Here is a 17,985-nt window from a genome sequence, read left to right as displayed (position 1 = left end):
GAAAAGGCGCCATCCGGCGCCTTTTTTGCGTTGGGAGCCTCTGCTGCGCGCGGACAATTACCCGTCGATGCGCTTCTTGGCCGCCGAAAGGATGCGGCCGGCCAGTCCCTCATAATCGCCGTCGAAGTGATGGCCGCCATCGATCTCGATAGTCTCGACGCCCTTGGCCTTCAGGTCACGGCAGGCGTCCTCGTCGTCGTCGGTGCCATAGATGCACTGGATCAGCGACGGCTTGATCGACTTGATGTCGTCGAGCGGATCGCCTTCTCCCTTGTCGCCGGCGCCGAGCCAGCCGGTGACCGAAACCTCGTAGTCGATCTGGTGCGACAGGGCCAGCAGCGACATCTGCGCCACCGAGGCCTGCAGCTTTTCCGGCAACCGGTTGTAGCTGGCCGGCAGCACGTCGGCACCGAAGGAATAGCCGATCAGCACGACATGGTGCACATGCCAGCGTTTCTGGTAGGTGCTGATGATCCGGGCGAGGTCCTTTGCCGTCTCCTCGGCCGTGCGTTTTTGCCAGAAATAATGCAGCGAATCGAGGCCGACCACCGGCACGCCGCGCTTCTGCAGCGTGTCGCCGATCTCGCTGTCGATATCGCGCCAGCCCCCGTCGCCCGACAGGATCACCGCCATGATGTCGTCCTGCGGGGTGGCGTCGAGCACCGACAGCGGTAGGCCCAGCGGCGAGTCGCTGTCGTCCTCGCCGACAATCATCGCGTCGATCTCGTCGTCGAAGGCGGTCCGCGCATCGTCCTTGGTATCGCTGATATCGATATCGGGATGCGAGCCGGTGAGCGTGACCACATGGGCGCGGCCATCCTTGTCGGCGGACGGGGTAAAGACCGCCGTCAGCGGATCCGGCAGGTCGCCATCGGTCAGGCCGTAGAGCATGCGCTGGTTGACGATGGTCTTTTCCGCTGGCGTGCAGAATTCGTTGAGCAGCGGAATGCCCGCTTCCGGATCGACCACCAGCGTTTGGTCGAAGGTCGCAGCCGGCGTCTGCGACAGGATGGCAAGCGCCAGCGCGCCGCCTGCGCCACGGCCGGCGACCACCGGCTCGATATAGCTGGTGGCTCCCGCCTGCCGCTGCAGCTGGTGGCTGACATCCTCGATGTCGGAGACGGTGTAGATGCAGTCGCCGTCATCCTTCGACAGCGCCTTCAGGTAGTTCGGCGTATCGATCCCGAGCACGATTGAACCTGCCTTTTGCAGGCGCTCGGCCTCGCTCTGCTCCTCGTCCTGCCAGCCGTCCTTGTCCGAGAGCAGCACGACGAAACCCTTGGGGGCGCCGTCGGGCATCAGGATGGTGGGCGAGGGGATCATGCCGGCATCCACGGTCGGGGCCGGGGTTTGCGCCTCGGCCTTCACGGTCATCGCCATCAGGCTGGCGCCGAGAATGATGGGGGTGAGAAGGTTCTTCATTTCTTCACTACGCCTTTCAGTCCGCCGCCGATCAGCAGCGTCGCATCGATGAGTGCGAGTACGGGATTGATGCCGCCTGCCACCGCCAGGTAGCGAGGCTGCCATTCCGGATGAAACTTTGACTTGAACGCACGAAGGCCCTTGAAGTTGTAGAAACGTTCGCCGTGTTCATAAAAAGTATTGGCGATGCGGTCCCAAACCGGGGAAATCTCGCGGCGCGACAGGCCGGCAAGCGGCGCCATGCCGAGGTTGAACGTACGATGCCCGTCCGCGCGCAGCCGCGTGAGCAGGCTGACGAACAGATAGTCCATCGCCCCTTTCGGCGCGTCGGGGGCAAACCGCATCAGGTCGACGGAGGCCTCCTGCTTCGTCTCGGTCAGGAGCACATTGGCAAAGGCGACGATCCGGCCCTCGAAGCGCAGCACGGCGACCGGCTGCTGCCTGAGATAGGCGTCGGAAAAGGCGCCGAGCGAGAAGCCCTTCTCGCGGGCGCGGTGTTCTCTCAGCCAGGCGTCGGAGACCTCGCGCAGCGCATCCAGCACGTCCGGCACGCAGTCGGCTGCCAGCAACTCGAAGCTCAGCCCGTCGCGCTCGGCCCTGGCCGCCGTCTGGCGAAGATTGGCCCATCTGCCGCCCTTCAGGTCGAAATGGGCAAGGTCGACGATCGCCGTTTCGCCCAGCTTGTAGGCCTGCAGGCCCGTGTCGGCGATGGCCGGCAGCAGGGCAGGGGAGACCTGGTAGAACACCGCGCGACAGCCGGCGGCACGGGCGGCCTCGACGAAGGTCCAGACCAGTTCGTTGCCGGCACGCGCGTCGCCGACCGGATCGAGGAAGGCGATGCAGGAGCGGCCATGCCGTCCGTACATGACAAAGGCGTCGCCTTCGGGCGCAAGCAGCACCGACTTGTCGCCGGTGCGCACCAGGTTGGCGTCGGCGACATCCTGCTCCATGGCAATGCGCGCCGCATCGGCGCCGGCCTGGTCGTCGAAGCCGGGCAGTGGCAGGGAGGCCGGACGCAACAGGCTGAACAGGGCGACCGCCGAGGCCATCACGCCGATCCCCATCATCGCGCGCAGCGAACGCGGCGCATTGGCCTTGAACTCGAACTGCCACCAGAGTTCCTGGCTGTAGTCGAGGTCGCGGTAGATGAAGAGCAGCAGCAGCACGGCGGCAAGGCACAGAACCGCAATTGCCATCAGCCAGGACGAGGTCAGCGTCTGGCGAAACAGCGAAGCCGGCCGCCGGAACAGCTTGCGGCTGGAAAACAGGCTGAGCAGGAAGAGGCCGAGCAAGGTTGCCTCGACCACGGCCAGCGATTTCAGCAGCGACAGCACCAGTGCCAGCGCGGCCGTTGCCAGGCTCACCCACCAGGCGCCGTCGAGCCGCTGGGTCAGGCCCCTTGCGGCAATCACCAGCAGCACACCGAGCACGCTTGCGAGGAAATGCGCGCCTTCGAGGATCGGCAAGGGCAGGATCGTCTGCAGCAGTTCCAGATTGTCGCGCGGCGTCGGTGTCACGCCGGAAAAGACCAGCATGGCGCCGAGCAGGAAGGCGAGCGTCCCGATCAGCGGCGGCGCGATCCGGGCCGCGATGCCGAAAAACGTGGCCGGCAGGGCGCCGGTCGCGAAACGGTGCAGCTCCGCCAGCGTCACCAGGATGATCGCGATCGTCAGGGGGAAGGCGTAATAGATCAGGCGATAGGCGACGAGGGCCGCGAGCACGCCTTCGGTGCCGGCGGTGTCGCCAAGGGCCGCGACCATCACCGCGTCGAACACGCCGAGGCCGGCCGGAACATGACTGATCACGCCGATACCGATCGCCACCGTGTAGATGGCGAAAAAGGCCGGCCAGCTGATATCGGTGCCGCCTGGCAGCAGGGCGTAGAGAACCGAGGCCGAGAACGCCAGATCGAGCACCGTGACGAGGAACTGGCGCGACAGGGTCTTGGTGTCGGCCAGTCGCAGGGTGAAGCGACCGAGCCGCAGCCCGCGGCCGCGTCCCAGAATGGCAGCCGTGGCCGCAAGCACCAGCGTTGCCAGCGAAAAGGCCTGCAGCCAGCGCGGCGAGATGCCGATGATGTCGCCGATCTCCGGTGACAGCGGCAGCAGCAGCAGCGCGGTGATCAGCACCAGCCCGAGCGAGAAGGAGAGGGTGACAAAGGCGATGACCTTGGCGATCTCTTCCGGCCTGAGGCCGGCGCGGGTATAGGCCCGGTAGCGGATCGCCCCACCCGACAGGGCGCCGAAGCCCGCGACATTGCCGACGGCATAGGCGCTGAATGCGGTCAGCAGCACCTCGGAGCGCGGCAATTTGCGGCGAATGAAGGCGAGCGCATTGAAGTCGTACAGGCAGAGCGTCGCGAAACTCAGCGCGGTAAAGAGGAGGGCGAGGGCGATGGACGAGGTGTGCGTATGGCCAAGGCTGTGGATCACGTCGCGGTAGCGGACTTCCTCGGTCAGCTTGTAGATCGCGATCCCGAGCAGGGAAAACACGAGGATGGCGGCGAGTGCGGTCAGTGGTCGGCTGTAGCGTTCCCAGAAGGCCGGACGCGGCGCGGCTGCGGCGGGGTCCTCGGCAATGGCCACAGAGGTTTCTTGCGACATGATGCTCAGGGTCTTTCGTTTGGGCGCGGCGATGTGACTGGGTGCCGTCGCGGCAATGCAGATCGCCGAATTCACGCCGAATTTAAGGCAGAGCGCAGCTACAGGGGCCGCTACGTGTTGATGGCGTACCGCAGTTGCGCGGCAAGGCGTTGCGCGTCTGCCGAAGATTGGCTAAAAGCGCGCCACCACGGGCCATCCAAGACGGCCCAGAGTTATCCCGCCGGGCAGCCGGCGCATCAAGGGCAGACGGTCAAGGCATGGCACGCATCGTGATGAAATTCGGCGGCACCTCGGTCGCCAATCTCGAACGCATTCACAACGTCGCCCGGCACGTCAAACGCGAGGTCGATGCCGGCCACGAGGTTGCCGTCGTCGTGTCGGCCATGTCCGGCAAGACCAATGAACTCGTCGGCTGGGTGCAGGAAATGCCCAAGGTTGCCGGTGCCAAGTCGCCGTTCTACGACGCGCGCGAATATGATGCCGTGGTCGCCTCCGGCGAGCAGGTGACATCCGGACTGCTGGCGATCGCGCTGCAGTCGCTCGGTGTCAACGCGCGCTCCTGGCAGGGTTGGCAGATCGCCATCAAGACCGACAATGCCCATGGCGCAGCCCGCATCCAGGAGATCGACGGCTCCGACATTGTCCGCCGCATGGGCGAGGGCCAGGTGGCCGTTGTCGCCGGCTTCCAGGGCATCGGCCCGGACAAGCGGCTTGCGACGCTTGGTCGCGGCGGGTCCGACACCAGTGCGGTGGCGATCGCCGCCGCCGTCAAGGCCGACCGTTGCGATATCTATACCGACGTCGATGGCGTCTACACCACCGACCCCAGGATCGTGCCCAAGGCACGCCGGCTGAAGAAGATCGCCTTCGAGGAAATGCTCGAAATGGCCTCGCTCGGCGCCAAGGTCCTGCAGGTCCGTTCGGTGGAGCTTGCCATGGTGCACAAGGTGCGCACCTTCGTACGGTCGTCATTCGAGGATCCCGATGCGCCGGGCATGGGCGATTTTCTCAATCCCCCCGGCACGTTGATTTGCGACGAGGAAGAAATCGTGGAACAGGAAGTCGTCACCGGTATTGCCTACGCCAAGGATGAAGCCCAGATCTCGCTGCGTCGTCTGTCCGACCGGCCGGGTGTCTCTGCGGCGATCTTCGGACCGCTCGCCGAATCCCACATCAATGTCGACATGATCGTCCAGAATATTTCCGAGGACGGCTCGAAGACCGACATGACCTTCACCGTCCCTTCCGGCGATACGGAAAAGGCGCTGGACGTTCTGTCGCGCAGCAAGGATGCGATCGGCTACGATGTCGTCCAGAGCGAGACCGGACTGGTCAAGGTGTCGGTGATCGGCATCGGCATGCGCAGCCATGCAGGCGTTGCCGCCACCGCGTTCAAGGCGCTGGCCGAGAAGGGCATCAACATCAAGGCGATCACCACATCCGAGATCAAGATCTCGATCCTGATCGACGGCCCCTATGCGGAACTTGCGGTCAGGACTTTGCATTCCTGCTACGGTCTCGATAAGACTTGATTTCGTTCCGGCGGATTCGTGCCGCCACCGGCTGACGGGCGACGGGATTGCCTGTCGCGCGGCTGACCGGTGGAATGAATTTGACATTCCAGACCCGATTGCGGCACGCTGCAATCGCGGCCGGAATTATTCAAATTTCTAATGGAATCACGAACTTAATCGTGACCCTCGAGATTCCGACATTTGCTCTCGAGGATGTTGAAAAGAGGTGCAGATGTCGAAACCGGCCACAAGCGGAGCGACCGAGCGATGAGAGACCTTTCCACAGGTCCACGCGTTCTTCTCAAGCGGTTAAGGGAGCTGATGGCCGAAGCGTTGGAGCCGCAGGAGCGGCTCGATCGCATCGTACGCGAAATCGCCAGCAATATGGTGGCGGAGGTGTGCTCGGTCTATGTCCTGCGCGCCGATGGCGTTCTCGAACTCTATGCCACCGAGGGTCTCAACCCCGACGCCGTTCACCTGGCCCAGCTGAAAATGGGGCAAGGTCTTGTCGGCACCATCGCCGCATCGGCCCAGCCGCTCAGTCTTTCGGATGCCCAGGCGCATCCCGCCTTCCGCTATCTGCCTGAAACCGGTGAGGAAATTTACCACTCCTTCCTCGGTGTCCCGATTTTGCGCACAGGTCGCAGTTTGGGCGTGCTCGTCGTCCAGAACAAGGCGCAACGCAACTACCGGGAAGATGAAGTTGAAGCGCTCGAGACGACGGCAATGGTGCTTGCCGAAATGATTGCCACCGGCGAACTGAAGAAGATTACCCGGCCCGGCCTCGAGCTCGATCTGACGCGACCCGTGACGATCGACGGCGACGGCTATTCCGAAGGCATCGGCCTTGGCCACGTGGTGCTGCACGAGCCGCGCATCGTCGTCACCAATCTGCTGAACGAGGACAGCGACACCGAGATCCGCCGGCTGGCCGAAGCGATCGGCTCGCTGCGCCTGTCGATCGACGACATGTTGTCGCGCCGCGAGATCTCCATGGAAGGCGAGCACCGCGAGGTGCTCGAGACCTACCGCATGTTCGCCCATGACCAGGGCTGGGTGCGGCGCATGGAAGAGGCGATCCGCAACGGCCTGACGGCGGAAGCGGCGGTCGAGAAGGTGCAGAGCGACACCAAGGCGCGGATGATCCGGCTGACCGACCCCTATCTGCGCGAGCGGATGCATGATTTCGACGATCTGGCCAACCGGCTGCTGCGTCAGCTGACCGGCTTTTCGCCCAACAGCGCGTCGGAGAATTTTCCGCATGACGCGATCATCTTCGCCCGGGCCATGGGCGCTGCCGAACTGCTCGACTATCCGCGCGTCAACCTGCGCGGCCTGGTGCTCGAGGAGGGGGCCGTCACCAGCCATGTGGTGATCGTCGCGCGCGCCATGGGCATCGCGATCGTCGGCCAGGCGGCCGGGGCCGTGGCGCTGGCCGAAAACGGCGACGCGGTGATCATCGACGGCGACGACGGCAAGGTGCATCTGCGACCGATGGTCGATCTGCAGAAGGCCTACGAGGAAAAGGTGCGTCTGCGCGCCCGCCGCCAGGAACAGTTTCGCGCCCTGCGCGACGTCGAGCCGCTGACCAGGGACGGCCAGCGCATCACCCTGCAGATGAATGCCGGCCTGCTGGTCGACCTGCCGCAGCTGGAGGAGTCCGGCGCGGAGGGCATCGGCCTGTTCCGCACCGAATTGCAGTTCATGATCTCCTCGTCGATGCCGAAGGGCGATGAGCAGGAGGCCTTCTATCGCAGTGTCGTGCGCCAGGCCGGCGGCCGGCCCGTCACCTTCCGCACGCTCGATATCGGCGGCGACAAGGTGGTCTCCTATTTCCGCAGCCAGGAAGAGGAAAACCCGGCGCTGGGCTGGCGGGCGATCCGCCTTTCGCTCGACCGCCCCGGCCTGCTGCGCACCCAGCTGCGCGCGCTTCTGAAGGCCGCGTCCGGGGCCGAGCTGAAGATGATGGTGCCGATGGTCACCGAAGTGGCCGAACTCCGGGCCGTCTGGGAGCTGATGCAGAAGGAGGTCCAGCACCTCTCGAAATTCGGCCATGTGCTGCCGAAGAAGCTGCAATTCGGCGCCATGCTCGAGGTGCCGTCCCTGATGTGGCAGCTCGACGAGCTGATGGAGGAGGTCGATTTCGTCTCCGTCGGATCGAACGACCTGTTCCAGTTCATGATGGCCGTCGACCGCGGCAATGCCCGGGTTTCCGACCGCTTCGACGTGCTCGGCAAGCCCTTCCTCAGGATCCTGCGCGACATCGTGCGGGCCGCCGCGCGCAACAAGACGGCGCTGACGCTCTGCGGCGAAATGGGCGGCAAGCCGCTCACCGCCATGGCGCTGATCGGCCTCGGCTTCCGCTCGCTGTCGATCTCGCCCACCGGCATCGGCCCGGTCAAGGCGATGCTGCTCGGGCTCGACGCCGATCGCCTGCACCAGATGCTCGACGCGGCGCTGGACGATGTGAAGGACACCGGGTCGGTGCGCGAGATGCTCAAGCGGTTCGCCGACGAAGAGGGCATCCCCCTTTGACAATCAGGACTGGAGTTTAAGGGTGGCGAAGCTTCCCGTTGAAAAGATGCGCGAACTCGAACGCCGGTTCGGCGAGATCGAGGCCCGCATGTCGGCCGGACCGTCTGCCGACGTCTATGTGAAGCTGGCATCCGAATATTCCGAGCTGCAGCCGGTGGTCAAAACCATCCGCGACTACGAGAAATCGGTGGCCGAGCTTGCCGATATCGAGACGCTGCTGGACGACCGGTCGACGGATCGCGAGATGCGCGAACTTGCCGATGCCGAGCGACCCGAAGTCGAGGCGCGGATCGAGGCGCTGGAAAAGCAGATGCAGATCCTGCTTCTGCCGAAGGATGCCGCCGACGAGAAGAGCGCCATCCTGGAAATCCGTGCCGGCACCGGCGGCTCCGAGGCAGCCCTGTTCGGCGGCGATCTGTTTCGCATGTATGAACGCTTCGCCAGCGCCCATGGCTGGAAGGTCGAGGTGTTGTCGGAAAGCGAAGGCGAGGCCGGCGGCTTCAAGGAAATCATCGCCACGATCTCCGGGCGCGGCGTGTTCTCCAAGCTGAAATTCGAATCCGGCGTGCACCGCGTCCAGCGCGTGCCGGAAACCGAAGGCAGCGGCCGCATCCACACCTCTGCGGCGACCGTTGCCGTCCTGCCCGAGGCGGAAGACATCGACATCGAGATCCGCCCCGAAGACATCCGCATCGACACCATGCGCTCGTCGGGGGCCGGCGGCCAGCACGTCAACACGACGGATTCGGCCGTGCGCATCACCCATCTGCCGACTGGCGTCGTCGTCACCAGCTCGGAAAAATCGCAGCACCAGAATCGCGCCAAGGCGATGCAGGTGCTGCGCTCCCGGCTCTACGACATGGAACGCCAGAAGGCCGACAGCGAGCGGTCGGCCGACCGCAAGAGCCAGGTCGGTTCCGGCGATCGCTCCGAGCGCATCCGCACCTATAATTTCCCGCAGGGCCGGGTTACCGATCACCGCATCAACCTGACGCTCTACAAGCTCGACCGCGTGATGATCGGCGAACTCGACGAACTGGTCGATGCGCTGATCGCAGATTATCAGGCGGGCCAGCTGGCCCAGCTCGGCGAGCAGGGATGAGCGCCGCGCCGCAGACCGTGGCCGGGCTGGTGCGATGGGCGCGCCATCATTTTCGCGAAGCCGGTCTCGATGATCCCGCGACCGACGCTACCACGCTGCTTTGCGGCCTGCTCGGCAAGAACCGCGCCGAACTGCTGCTGTCGGGCGAGGAACCCGTCGGCGACGAGGTCGTTCACCGGGTCCATTCGGCGATCGAACGTCGGATGTCGCGCGAACCCGTCCATCGCATTCTCGGCAGCCGGGCGTTCTACGGCATCGATCTCACGCTCTCGCCCGACACGCTGGAGCCGCGCCCAGACACCGAAACGCTGATCGACATGCTGTTGCCGCATCTGCGCGCGATGGCTGCCGCCAAGGGCCGCGTGCGGCTCATCGATCTCGGCACGGGGACCGGCGCAATCGGGCTTTCGCTGCTGCACGAGGTGGCCGAGGCCGAGGCGACGCTCACCGACCTGTCGCCGGGCGCGCTTGCAACGGCCGGCGAAAATGCCGCAAGGCTCGGGTTAGCGGCCCGCGTTACACCGCTTCTCAGCCGATGGTTCGATGCTGTGGATGGCCGATTTGACATCATTGTTTCAAATCCGCCTTATATCCTTGCAAATGTGATCGATTCTCTCGCACCGGAAGTGCGGCTCTTCGATCCGAAACTGGCGCTCGACGGTGGTCCGGATGGGCTGGATGCCTATCGCGCGATCGCCGGACATGCCGATGCATATCTGGAGGCCGACGGTCTGATCGCCGTCGAAATCGGATACGACCAGAAACGACAGGTCGAGACGTTGTTTGCCGAGGCTGGCTTCCGGCTGATTGAGGCGCGCAGCGATTTCGGCGGAAACGACCGGGCTCTGCTGTTCAGCCGCTGACGAAGCGGCAAAATGCTGCAGTCGCACAGGTTATTTTACAGGCTTAAAGAAAATGCTTGGTTTTGCGGAGGAAGAGCGATAGGTTGCGATCACGCACCGGGCAGCAGGCGACGAATTTTTAGATTCGTCCGGGTCTGACTAGACTTCGATTTCGACAATCGATCAACGAGCGTTGCGAAGCAAACCAAACTCGATGCGTGATCAGTTTATTTGACTTTCATCAGCGGCAGCATGAAGCAATGGCGCAGTTTGCCCGCGGCAGGCGGAACCTTGGTCCTGACAATTCGGACCGCGAAGCGCCATGTCAAAAAATCCCGAAAAGAGAATCCAGGTGAGTGATCAATGAGGCCAGGACAGCAAAACAAGCGTGGTCGCGGGCGTAATAACAACAATAACAACAACGGCGGCGGCGGCGGTGGCAACTTCAACCGGAAGGGCGTCAATCCGCTTTCCCGCACCTATGACAGCTCTGGTCCGGACGTAAAAATTCGTGGCACTGCCCAGCATATCGCTGAGAAATATGGTGCTCTGGGCCGCGATGCGCAAAGTTCCGGTGACCGGGTCATCGCAGAAAACTACCTGCAGCATGCCGAGCACTATAACCGCATCATCGCGGCAGCGCAGGCGCAGATGCAGGAGCGCTACCAGCGCGAGGAACGCAACGACGCGTCCGATCGCGACGAGGATGGCGACTTCGACGATCAGCCGATGGCCGCAGCGCCGCAGCAGCAGCGTTCCCAGCCGCAAAATCAGCCGCAGCATCAGCCCCAGCCGCAACGCGAAAACCGGCAGCCGGCGCAGCCGGCGCAGAGCGAAATTGCCGGCAGCGGCCCGCAGCCCGACATTGAGGGCATGCCTGCCGAAGTGACGGCAGCCGTCGACAATGACGGTGCGCAGGGCGAAGGCAAGGACGAGGGCAAGCCGCGTCGTCGCAGCGCCCAGCGCCCGCGCCGCCAGCCGCGCCGCAACGCTTCGGCCGAAGGCGAATCCGATGGCGCCCCTGCCGCAGCGGAATCTGCTCCGGAAGCGCCGGCCGAACCGGCAGCCGCCAAGGACGAAAGCGCAGCCAAGCCCGCCAAGCGTCCGCGCGGCGGTTCGGCTCCGGCCCTTGCGGCCGCCAACGAATAATCCGGCCACCCGCCGCGATCGATCGCCCCCTTCGTCCATCGGACGGAGGGGGTTTTTCGTTTGAGACCATTCGGTCTCGAGGCTGGGCCCCGCGCCGGTCGGTGCGCGCGAGCGCCTTGTTATCTGTCCCGTCAGGCAGGACCGACAGGTCCGCACCGAGCCTGCACTTCAGGCGTTAAAGCGCCGCCGCCAGCTTCTCGGGCGGGATGCGCCGTACTGCCTGTGATCCGTCCCGATACCTGACGTCGTCCACCCTCCGCCCTCGGCACGCTCGGGCTTGACCGGCAAACGCCCCAGAAATAATCCGCGCCCCACCCCCACCCACCGACGCGCTCCCTCCCCCTTGTGGGGAGAGCTGGGGAGGGGTCTTTGCTGCAGCACTCTCGAGACAACTCATCGTTCTGCATTTGCCGAACCCAAGTCCCCACCCCGTCGCTGCTCCTCCCCTCCCCTGAAGGGGGAGGGTTATGTCGCGCCAGCCGCGGGCGCCATGCCACAGGCGACGACGACGGGGAAAATCAAAGCCGAAAAATCTCGGTGACAGCGATTTTTCCTCGCTCTCCGCTCGCTGCCGGGATCGTTTCACCGCAAGCCGGGACAGAACCACGCCGCACCCGTTCACGTTCAGCGCGGCTGATGGCGTTCATCGTCGAAAGCATTGTGGGATCAAGATGCTGGCCTTTGCCGAAGCCATCGCATCACCCGCCGGCGTCCCCACCCCCAGCCACAGCCTCCTCCTCCCCGCACGCAGCCAAAACCTGCCCCCAAGCCTCCCATCAACCGCACCCCACCAACCCGGCCCCCACAAAAAAACCGCCCCCGTTTTCCCCACCCTCCGACCCCGTGCCACACTCAACCCGTCCCGCCCTCGGATACACCGGTGAACGTCGCCGGCGAGGTGGGGCCGGTGCCCTGGGGGCGTGGTCGATGACGTGGACCGCGATGCCAGGGGCCGCGTGATGACGGATCTCCCTCTCGCCTGACTGCAGGCGGGGCGTGCCTGTGGGGCACACATGACATGACCGGTGACTGTCGGGTTCTTCCCGGCTTTCGCGGTGCCGGACCTGACACGTCCCAAGGGGGTAGCGCCCCGATGAGCACCGTCCCTGGAAAAGGCATCGGATCCGCGCAGAGGGATCGCACAGCACCGGCACAAGAACACCGAACGGGGCGCCTGCGGGTGTCTTATTTAATTACTTAACGCGGCAGCCGAAGGCGCCCCGTCCGTCTCGCGCAAGGGAGACAACAGAACTGGCAGCATCCACCGGAGGGTCTCTGGCACGGCCGGGGTTTTGTCGTGGGTGGACGGCGGCACCTTGCTGTTTGCTGGCAGCGCAGCCCGATCAGGGCACGGAATGTGAAACGCCGAAGCCGTCGGCAGCGCAGACAAGGGACGGCAAAAACGAGGGTCGCGCTGCCCGCGCCACGCGGCTGGCCCCGGCCTTCCGTCAATACCCGAAGCGGCTTGATCGAGATCATCCGCTTGGCGCCCCGGATCGATCAAAATTGCCGCAACAGGCTCTTTAAACACGGCAAATTTGCTCCCATATCCAGCGCAACGGAACCACTGGTTCTGGGGGCTTGCCTCTCGGGGGAGCCATTCTCAACTCGTCGTCCTGTGCCGAATGCGGGCGGGACGGACATAGGAGACAGACATGAACATCGACAAATATTCCGAGCGCGTCCGCGGGTTTCTGCAGTCGGCGCAAACCTATGCCCTGTCGGAAGGGCATCAGCAATTCGCTGCCGAACATGTGCTGAAGGTGCTGCTCGACGACGACCAGGGCATGGCGGCGTCGCTGATTGCGCGCGCCGGCGGCGACGCCAAGGCGGCTCGCCTTGCCAATGACGCCGTGCTTGCCAAGCTGCCGAAAGTGACGGGCGGCAACGGGCAGGTCTACCTCTCCCAGCCTCTCGCCAAGGTCTTCTCGACCGCCGAAGACGCCGCCAAGAAGGCCGGTGACAGCTTCGTCACCGTCGAGCGCCTGCTCCTGGCCCTCGCCGTCGAGACATCGGCGTCCACGTCCGCAACCTTGAAAAAGGCCGGCGTCACGGCGCAGGGCCTCAACCAGGTGATCAACGACGTGCGCAAGGGCCGCACCGCCGACAGCGCCAATGCCGAGGAAGGTTTCGACGCGTTGAAGAAATATGCCCGCGACCTGACCGAAGAAGCCCGTCAGGGCCGGCTCGATCCGGTGATCGGCCGTGACGACGAAATTCGCCGCACGATCCAGGTGCTGTCGCGCCGCACCAAGAACAATCCCGTACTGATCGGTGAGCCCGGCGTCGGCAAGACGGCGATCGCCGAGGGCCTGGCACTGCGCATCGTCGACGGCGACGTGCCCGAGAGCCTGAAGGACAAGAAGCTGATGGCGCTCGACATGGGCGCGCTGATTGCCGGGGCGAAATATCGCGGCGAATTCGAAGAGCGTCTGAAGGCGGTCCTCAACGAAGTGCAGTCCGAGAACGGCGAGATCATCCTGTTCATCGACGAGATGCACACGCTGGTCGGCGCCGGCAAGGCCGATGGCGCGATGGATGCATCGAACCTTCTGAAGCCGGCGCTTGCGCGTGGCGAACTGCACTGCGTCGGTGCGACCACGCTCGACGAATACCGCAAACATGTCGAAAAGGATGCGGCCCTTGCCCGGCGTTTCCAGCCGGTCATGGTCAGCGAACCGACCGTCGAGGACACGGTCTCGATCCTGCGCGGCCTGAAGGAAAAATACGAGCAGCACCACAAGGTGCGGATCTCGGATTCGGCCATCGTCGCCGCCGCGACCTTGTCGAACCGCTACATCACCGACCGCTTCCTGCCGGACAAGGCCATCGACCTGATGGACGAGGCCGCTTCGCGCCTGCGCATGCAGGTCGACAGCAAACCGGAAGAACTGGACGAGCTCGACCGGCGCGTCATCCAGCTGAAGATCGAGCGGGAAGCCTTGAAGAAGGAAACCGATCCGTCCTCGGCCGACCGGCTGAAGAAGCTCGAGACCGAACTCGTGTCGCTCGAGGAAGAGGCCGACGCGCTGACCGCCCGCTGGCAGGCGGAAAAGCAGAAGCTTGGGCTTGCCGCCGACCTGAAGAAACAGCTGGACGACGCCCGCAACGAACTGGCAATCGCCCAGCGCGGTGGCGAGTTCCAGCGCGCCGGTGAGCTGACCTATGGCGTCATTCCAAAGCTCGAGAAGCAGCTGAGCGAAGCCGAGGCCCAGGACGGCGCCGATCTGGATACCATGGTGCAGGAGGTCGTGACCCCCGACAGCATCGCCCATATCGTCTCCCGCTGGACCGGCATTCCGGTCGACAAGATGCTGGAAGGCGAACGGGAAAAGCTGCTCAGGATGGAAGACGATCTCGCACGCCAGGTGGTCGGGCAGGGCGATGCCGTGCAGGCGGTCTCGCGTGCGGTGCGCCGTTCGCGCGCCGGCCTGCAGGATCCGAACCGGCCGATCGGCTCGTTCATCTTCCTCGGACCGACGGGCGTCGGCAAGACCGAACTTACCAAGGCCTTGGCGCGCTTCCTGTTCGATGACGATACGGCGATGGTCCGCCTCGACATGTCGGAATACATGGAGAAGCATTCGGTCGCCCGTCTGATCGGGGCGCCTCCCGGCTATGTCGGCTACGAGGAGGGCGGCGCGTTGACCGAATCCGTCCGCCGCAAGCCGTATCAGGTCGTGCTGTTCGACGAGATCGAAAAGGCCCATCCGGATGTCTTCAACGTGCTCCTGCAGGTGCTCGATGACGGACGTCTGACCGATGGTCAGGGCCGCACGGTCGATTTCAAGAACACGATCATCATCATGACCTCCAATCTGGGGGCCGAATACTTGACCAATCTCGGCGAAGGCGAGGATGTCGACAGCGTGCGCGGTCAGGTCATGGATGTGGTGAAGGTCGCGTTCCGGCCGGAATTCCTCAACCGCGTCGACGACATCATCCTCTTCCACCGCCTGCAGCGGACGGAAATGGGGGCGATCGTCGATATCCAGATGAAGGGCCTGCTGGCACTTCTGGCCGAGCGCAAGATCGCCATCGAGCTCGGTGCGGATGCCCGCCAGTGGCTGGCCGACAAGGGATATGATCCGGTCTATGGCGCCCGTCCGCTGAAGCGGGTGATCCAGCGCTATGTCCAGGACCCGCTGGCCGAGCAGATTCTGGCGGGCTCGATCCCGGATGGATCGACTGTCGTCGTCGAAGCCGGTTCCGACCGGCTGCTGTTCCGCACGAAGCAGACGGTCAGCGCCGCCGCCTGATCCGGTAAGGCCTGGAAAAAACGAGAAGCCGCTCCCATCCGGGGCGGCTTTTCGGCGTTCAGGAGATTATTTTCGAAGGGGGCGGGTGGGAAACCGCCGGGGGCGAAGAGCCGAAGGCCCTCAGTTGCTGCTGGCGACTTCATCGCTCGGCTGCTTGTGCAGCAGGGTGTCGATCCGCTTGCGCTCGTCCTCGAAACGGGCAAGGGCCGTGCCCTTCAGCGACTTGCCGCCGGGCAGGCGCACCTTCATCGCATCGACCTTGGTGCCGTTGACGATCAGCTCGTAATGCAGATGCGGACCGGTCGAGCCGCCGGTCGAGCCGACAAAGCCGATCACCTGGCCCTGGCGCACCTTGACCCCGGCGCGGATGCCCTTGGCGAAGGCACTCTGGTGGTTGTACGAACTCTCGTAGCCATTGGCATGCTTGACGATGATCTGATTGCCGTAGCCGTTCGACCATCCGGCCTTTTCCACGACGCCGTCGCCGGAGCAGATGATCGGCGTGCCGATCGGCGCGGCCCAGTCGGTGCCCGTGTGCATGCGGGCATAGCCGAGGATCGGGTGACGGCGCATGCCGAAGCCGGACGTCAGCCGGGCGCCGGGCACGGGGCTTCTGAGCAGGAACTGGCGAATGCTCTTGCCGTTCTCGTCGAAGTAATCGACCGTGTTGTCGTCCGGATTCTGGTAGCGATAGAAGGTGGTGACCGTATCGCCGAAGCGGGCGCGCACATAGAGCAGTTCGGAATCCTGCGTCGCCTTGCCGTCCTCGCCGGCCACCGAGAAGAAGGCCTCCAGCGTGTCGGTCGGTTTCAGCGATGCCTGGAAGTCGACATTGGCCGCCAGAAGCTTGATCACCAGGGCGGTCATCTCCTTGGTCATGCCATAGGAGAGGGCGGCGCGGTAGATGCCGTCATAGACATCCGGCAGATCGCGGCTGGCACTGATGGTCGGCGTATCCGCGTCGAAGGCGCTGGCGATCGCGTCGAGCATCGGCGGCTCGTCGCCGATCACCAGCTTGTGCCGGTCGTTGACCGCCAGCGTCAGGATGTGCCGCTGATGGCGGTAGAGGCTGATGCGCACGATCTGCGCCATGTCGCCGGCCTGCAGGATGCCGATCCGGAGCACGTCGCCGGGCGACAGGTCCTTGCTGCCAAGCTTCTCGTTCAGCGCGTTCTCGACATCCGTCGCGCCTTCCTTGTCATAGCCGGACGCGCTCATCGCCGCCGAAATCGTCTGCGGGCGGCGCACGGGAATGATGTCGTCGGCATATTCCGGCTTGGTCGGATCGGGCATTTCGGCGGTCGAAACGCTCATGTTCTGTTCGATCACCCGCGCCGACAGACCGTTCGGGGTAATGTCGATGTCGCCGTCATCATCGGCAAAGCGCTGCGGGTCGATATAATAGAGGGCCGAGACCTGCGTGTCGCCGGAGGTCAGCACCGAGCCGTTCGAGCGGACATTCTCCTCGACCTCGTCATAGGTCATGGATCCGGCAAAGGGCAGCGCATTATGGCTGGTCGGAAAGGGAATGGTCTTCAGGCTGACTTCGGACTCGACGTCGGAATCATAGATGGCGCCGGCGCGCTCGACCGGCACGTCGGCCCCGTCGCCGGCGGCAAAGATCGTCAGCGGGTCGAAGGGCGGATAGCGCTCCTGCACGGAATAGGCCGCGGCCAGCATCATCTTCACATGGGAAAACGGCTGCCGGCGCACGACCTCGCGCTCCCCCTCGCGGATGACGGTCGGCACTTCCATGATCACCTTGTCGACCGCCCGCGCGGCGATCTTGGGGGCCGCGACCCGCGATCCGCGCGTGACATCGTCATCGCCCGGGTTGCTATCGTCTCTGGCCAGGGCATAGGCCTCCGCCGGAATGGCCAGCTGCTGGCGGCCGTCCAGTGCGGCAAACAGGGCAACGCCCATCAGCGCGCAAGAGGTGACGCCGGTCAGGAAGGTCCCCGACAGCCAGCGCAGGGAGATCTCGCGCCGATCCGGCGCCCGACGGCCATCGGCCAGGATCGGTGCGTCGTCGCCAAGCGACTTGATCATCTTGCGGTCGGTTATCACCCTGTCTGTCGCCCTTATAGGTCTTCTTGCGGCATCTCTCGTGCCGGCTGGCAGATCAAAACTTCTGCCTGAGGGCCGGGAGCCTGTCAATTCGGCGAAGCGATGCACCCCCTCTAGAGCAGGAGAATGTGAATAATATAAGGGAAGGGGGCAGCATGCCTTCTATAGGGGCCGATATAGAGGTGCAGGTTCTGTAGGAGGCGCGGGCGGCGTCCTTGCCTGCGCCCTCCAAAGGGGCTTCGTCCGGCGCCCTGCCGTGACCCCGAATCGTGAGATTGCGGAATATACATTTAAGTTCAGCAGTTTAGAACTTTTTTCTATATTTTTCCTCTGGTGTTGTTGACTTAGAAAAGTGATGGGCTTAGAAACCGCCTCACCGAACGAGAGGGGCGGCGCTTCTGGCGCTGACGGCTTTGGTTCTGGTGCAACTCAAGGATTGGCTGTTTGCTGGTTCGCCTGGTCTTCGCAAGTGAGGTTGGGTGTTGGGTGAAG

Annotated in this window: 9 protein-coding genes; 6 read left to right on the top strand and 3 right to left on the bottom strand. The window is 64.2% G+C overall.

All coding sequences use genetic code 11. The features are described 5' to 3' along the window. Positions 1-57: 57 nt before the first annotated feature. Together J2Z17_RS17355 and mprF are read right to left on the bottom strand one after the other, a co-directional pair. A complete protein-coding gene (locus J2Z17_RS17355) occupies positions 58-1,422 on the bottom strand; it encodes a virulence factor family protein (RefSeq protein WP_209946907.1) in 1,365 nt (454 codons plus the stop codon). After that, positions 1,419-4,025, bottom strand: a complete 2,607-nt coding sequence (gene mprF, locus J2Z17_RS17350) for a bifunctional lysylphosphatidylglycerol flippase/synthetase MprF (protein WP_209946906.1) — start codon at positions 4,023-4,025, stop codon at positions 1,419-1,421. The genes J2Z17_RS17355 and mprF overlap by 4 nt, the downstream gene beginning before the upstream one ends. Positions 4,026-4,282: 257 nt before the next feature. Between mprF and J2Z17_RS17345 the strand changes: the two genes are divergently transcribed. From J2Z17_RS17345 to clpB, 6 genes are all read left to right on the top strand, one after another. Next, positions 4,283-5,557, top strand: a complete 1,275-nt coding sequence (locus J2Z17_RS17345; RefSeq protein WP_209946905.1) for an aspartate kinase — start codon at positions 4,283-4,285, stop codon at positions 5,555-5,557. A gap of 249 nt (positions 5,558-5,806) precedes the next feature. Next, positions 5,807-8,074, top strand: a complete 2,268-nt coding sequence (gene ptsP, locus J2Z17_RS17340) for a phosphoenolpyruvate--protein phosphotransferase (protein WP_209946904.1) — start codon at positions 5,807-5,809, stop codon at positions 8,072-8,074. A 22-nt stretch (positions 8,075-8,096) separates the two neighbouring features. Then, entirely contained in the window at positions 8,097-9,176 is a 1,080-nt protein-coding gene (prfA, locus tag J2Z17_RS17335; RefSeq protein WP_209946903.1) for a peptide chain release factor 1, read from the top strand. After that, positions 9,173-10,039: a peptide chain release factor N(5)-glutamine methyltransferase gene (gene prmC / locus J2Z17_RS17330; protein WP_209946902.1), complete on the top strand. Its 867-nt coding sequence runs from the start codon at positions 9,173-9,175 to the stop codon at positions 10,037-10,039. The genes prfA and prmC overlap by 4 nt, the downstream gene beginning before the upstream one ends. Before the next feature lie 342 nt (positions 10,040-10,381). After that, on the top strand, positions 10,382-11,167 hold the full coding sequence (locus J2Z17_RS17325) for a DUF4167 domain-containing protein (protein WP_209946901.1): 786 nt from the start codon (positions 10,382-10,384) through the stop codon (positions 11,165-11,167). 1,655 nt (positions 11,168-12,822) lie between these two features. Further along, on the top strand, positions 12,823-15,426 hold the full coding sequence (clpB, locus tag J2Z17_RS17320; RefSeq protein WP_209946900.1) for an ATP-dependent chaperone ClpB: 2,604 nt from the start codon (positions 12,823-12,825) through the stop codon (positions 15,424-15,426). A gap of 120 nt (positions 15,427-15,546) precedes the next feature. Here the strand turns inward: clpB and J2Z17_RS17315 are convergent, their stop codons facing one another. Then, positions 15,547-17,475 (bottom strand): M23 family metallopeptidase, encoded by a 1,929-nt coding sequence (locus J2Z17_RS17315; RefSeq protein WP_245224190.1) that lies wholly within the window; start codon positions 17,473-17,475, stop codon positions 15,547-15,549. Between the last annotated feature and the right edge of the window lie 510 nt (positions 17,476-17,985).

This window comes from Heterorhizobium halophytocola (assembly GCF_017873095.1).
In the GTDB taxonomy this organism is placed as follows: domain Bacteria; phylum Pseudomonadota; class Alphaproteobacteria; order Rhizobiales; family Rhizobiaceae; genus Allorhizobium; species Allorhizobium halophytocola.
This window is presented reverse-complemented; position numbering and strand designations above follow the sequence as displayed.

Excerpts from the sequence above, each read along its gene's own strand:
- J2Z17_RS17325 (WP_209946901.1), top strand. The coding sequence starts at position 10,382 with ATGAGGCCAGGACAGCAAAACAAGCGTGGTCGCGGGCGTAATAACAAC.
- J2Z17_RS17345 (WP_209946905.1), top strand. The coding sequence starts at position 4,283 with ATGGCACGCATCGTGATGAAATTCGGCGGCACCTCGGTCGCCAATCTC.
- mprF (WP_209946906.1), bottom strand. The coding sequence starts at position 4,025 with ATGTCGCAAGAAACCTCTGTGGCCATTGCCGAGGACCCCGCCGCAGCC.
- ptsP (WP_209946904.1), top strand. The coding sequence starts at position 5,807 with ATGAGAGACCTTTCCACAGGTCCACGCGTTCTTCTCAAGCGGTTAAGG.
- J2Z17_RS17315 (WP_245224190.1), bottom strand. The coding sequence starts at position 17,475 with ATGATCAAGTCGCTTGGCGACGACGCACCGATCCTGGCCGATGGCCGT.
- prmC (WP_209946902.1), top strand. The coding sequence starts at position 9,173 with ATGAGCGCCGCGCCGCAGACCGTGGCCGGGCTGGTGCGATGGGCGCGC.
- J2Z17_RS17355 (WP_209946907.1), bottom strand. The coding sequence starts at position 1,422 with ATGAAGAACCTTCTCACCCCCATCATTCTCGGCGCCAGCCTGATGGCG.
- clpB (WP_209946900.1), top strand. The coding sequence starts at position 12,823 with ATGAACATCGACAAATATTCCGAGCGCGTCCGCGGGTTTCTGCAGTCG.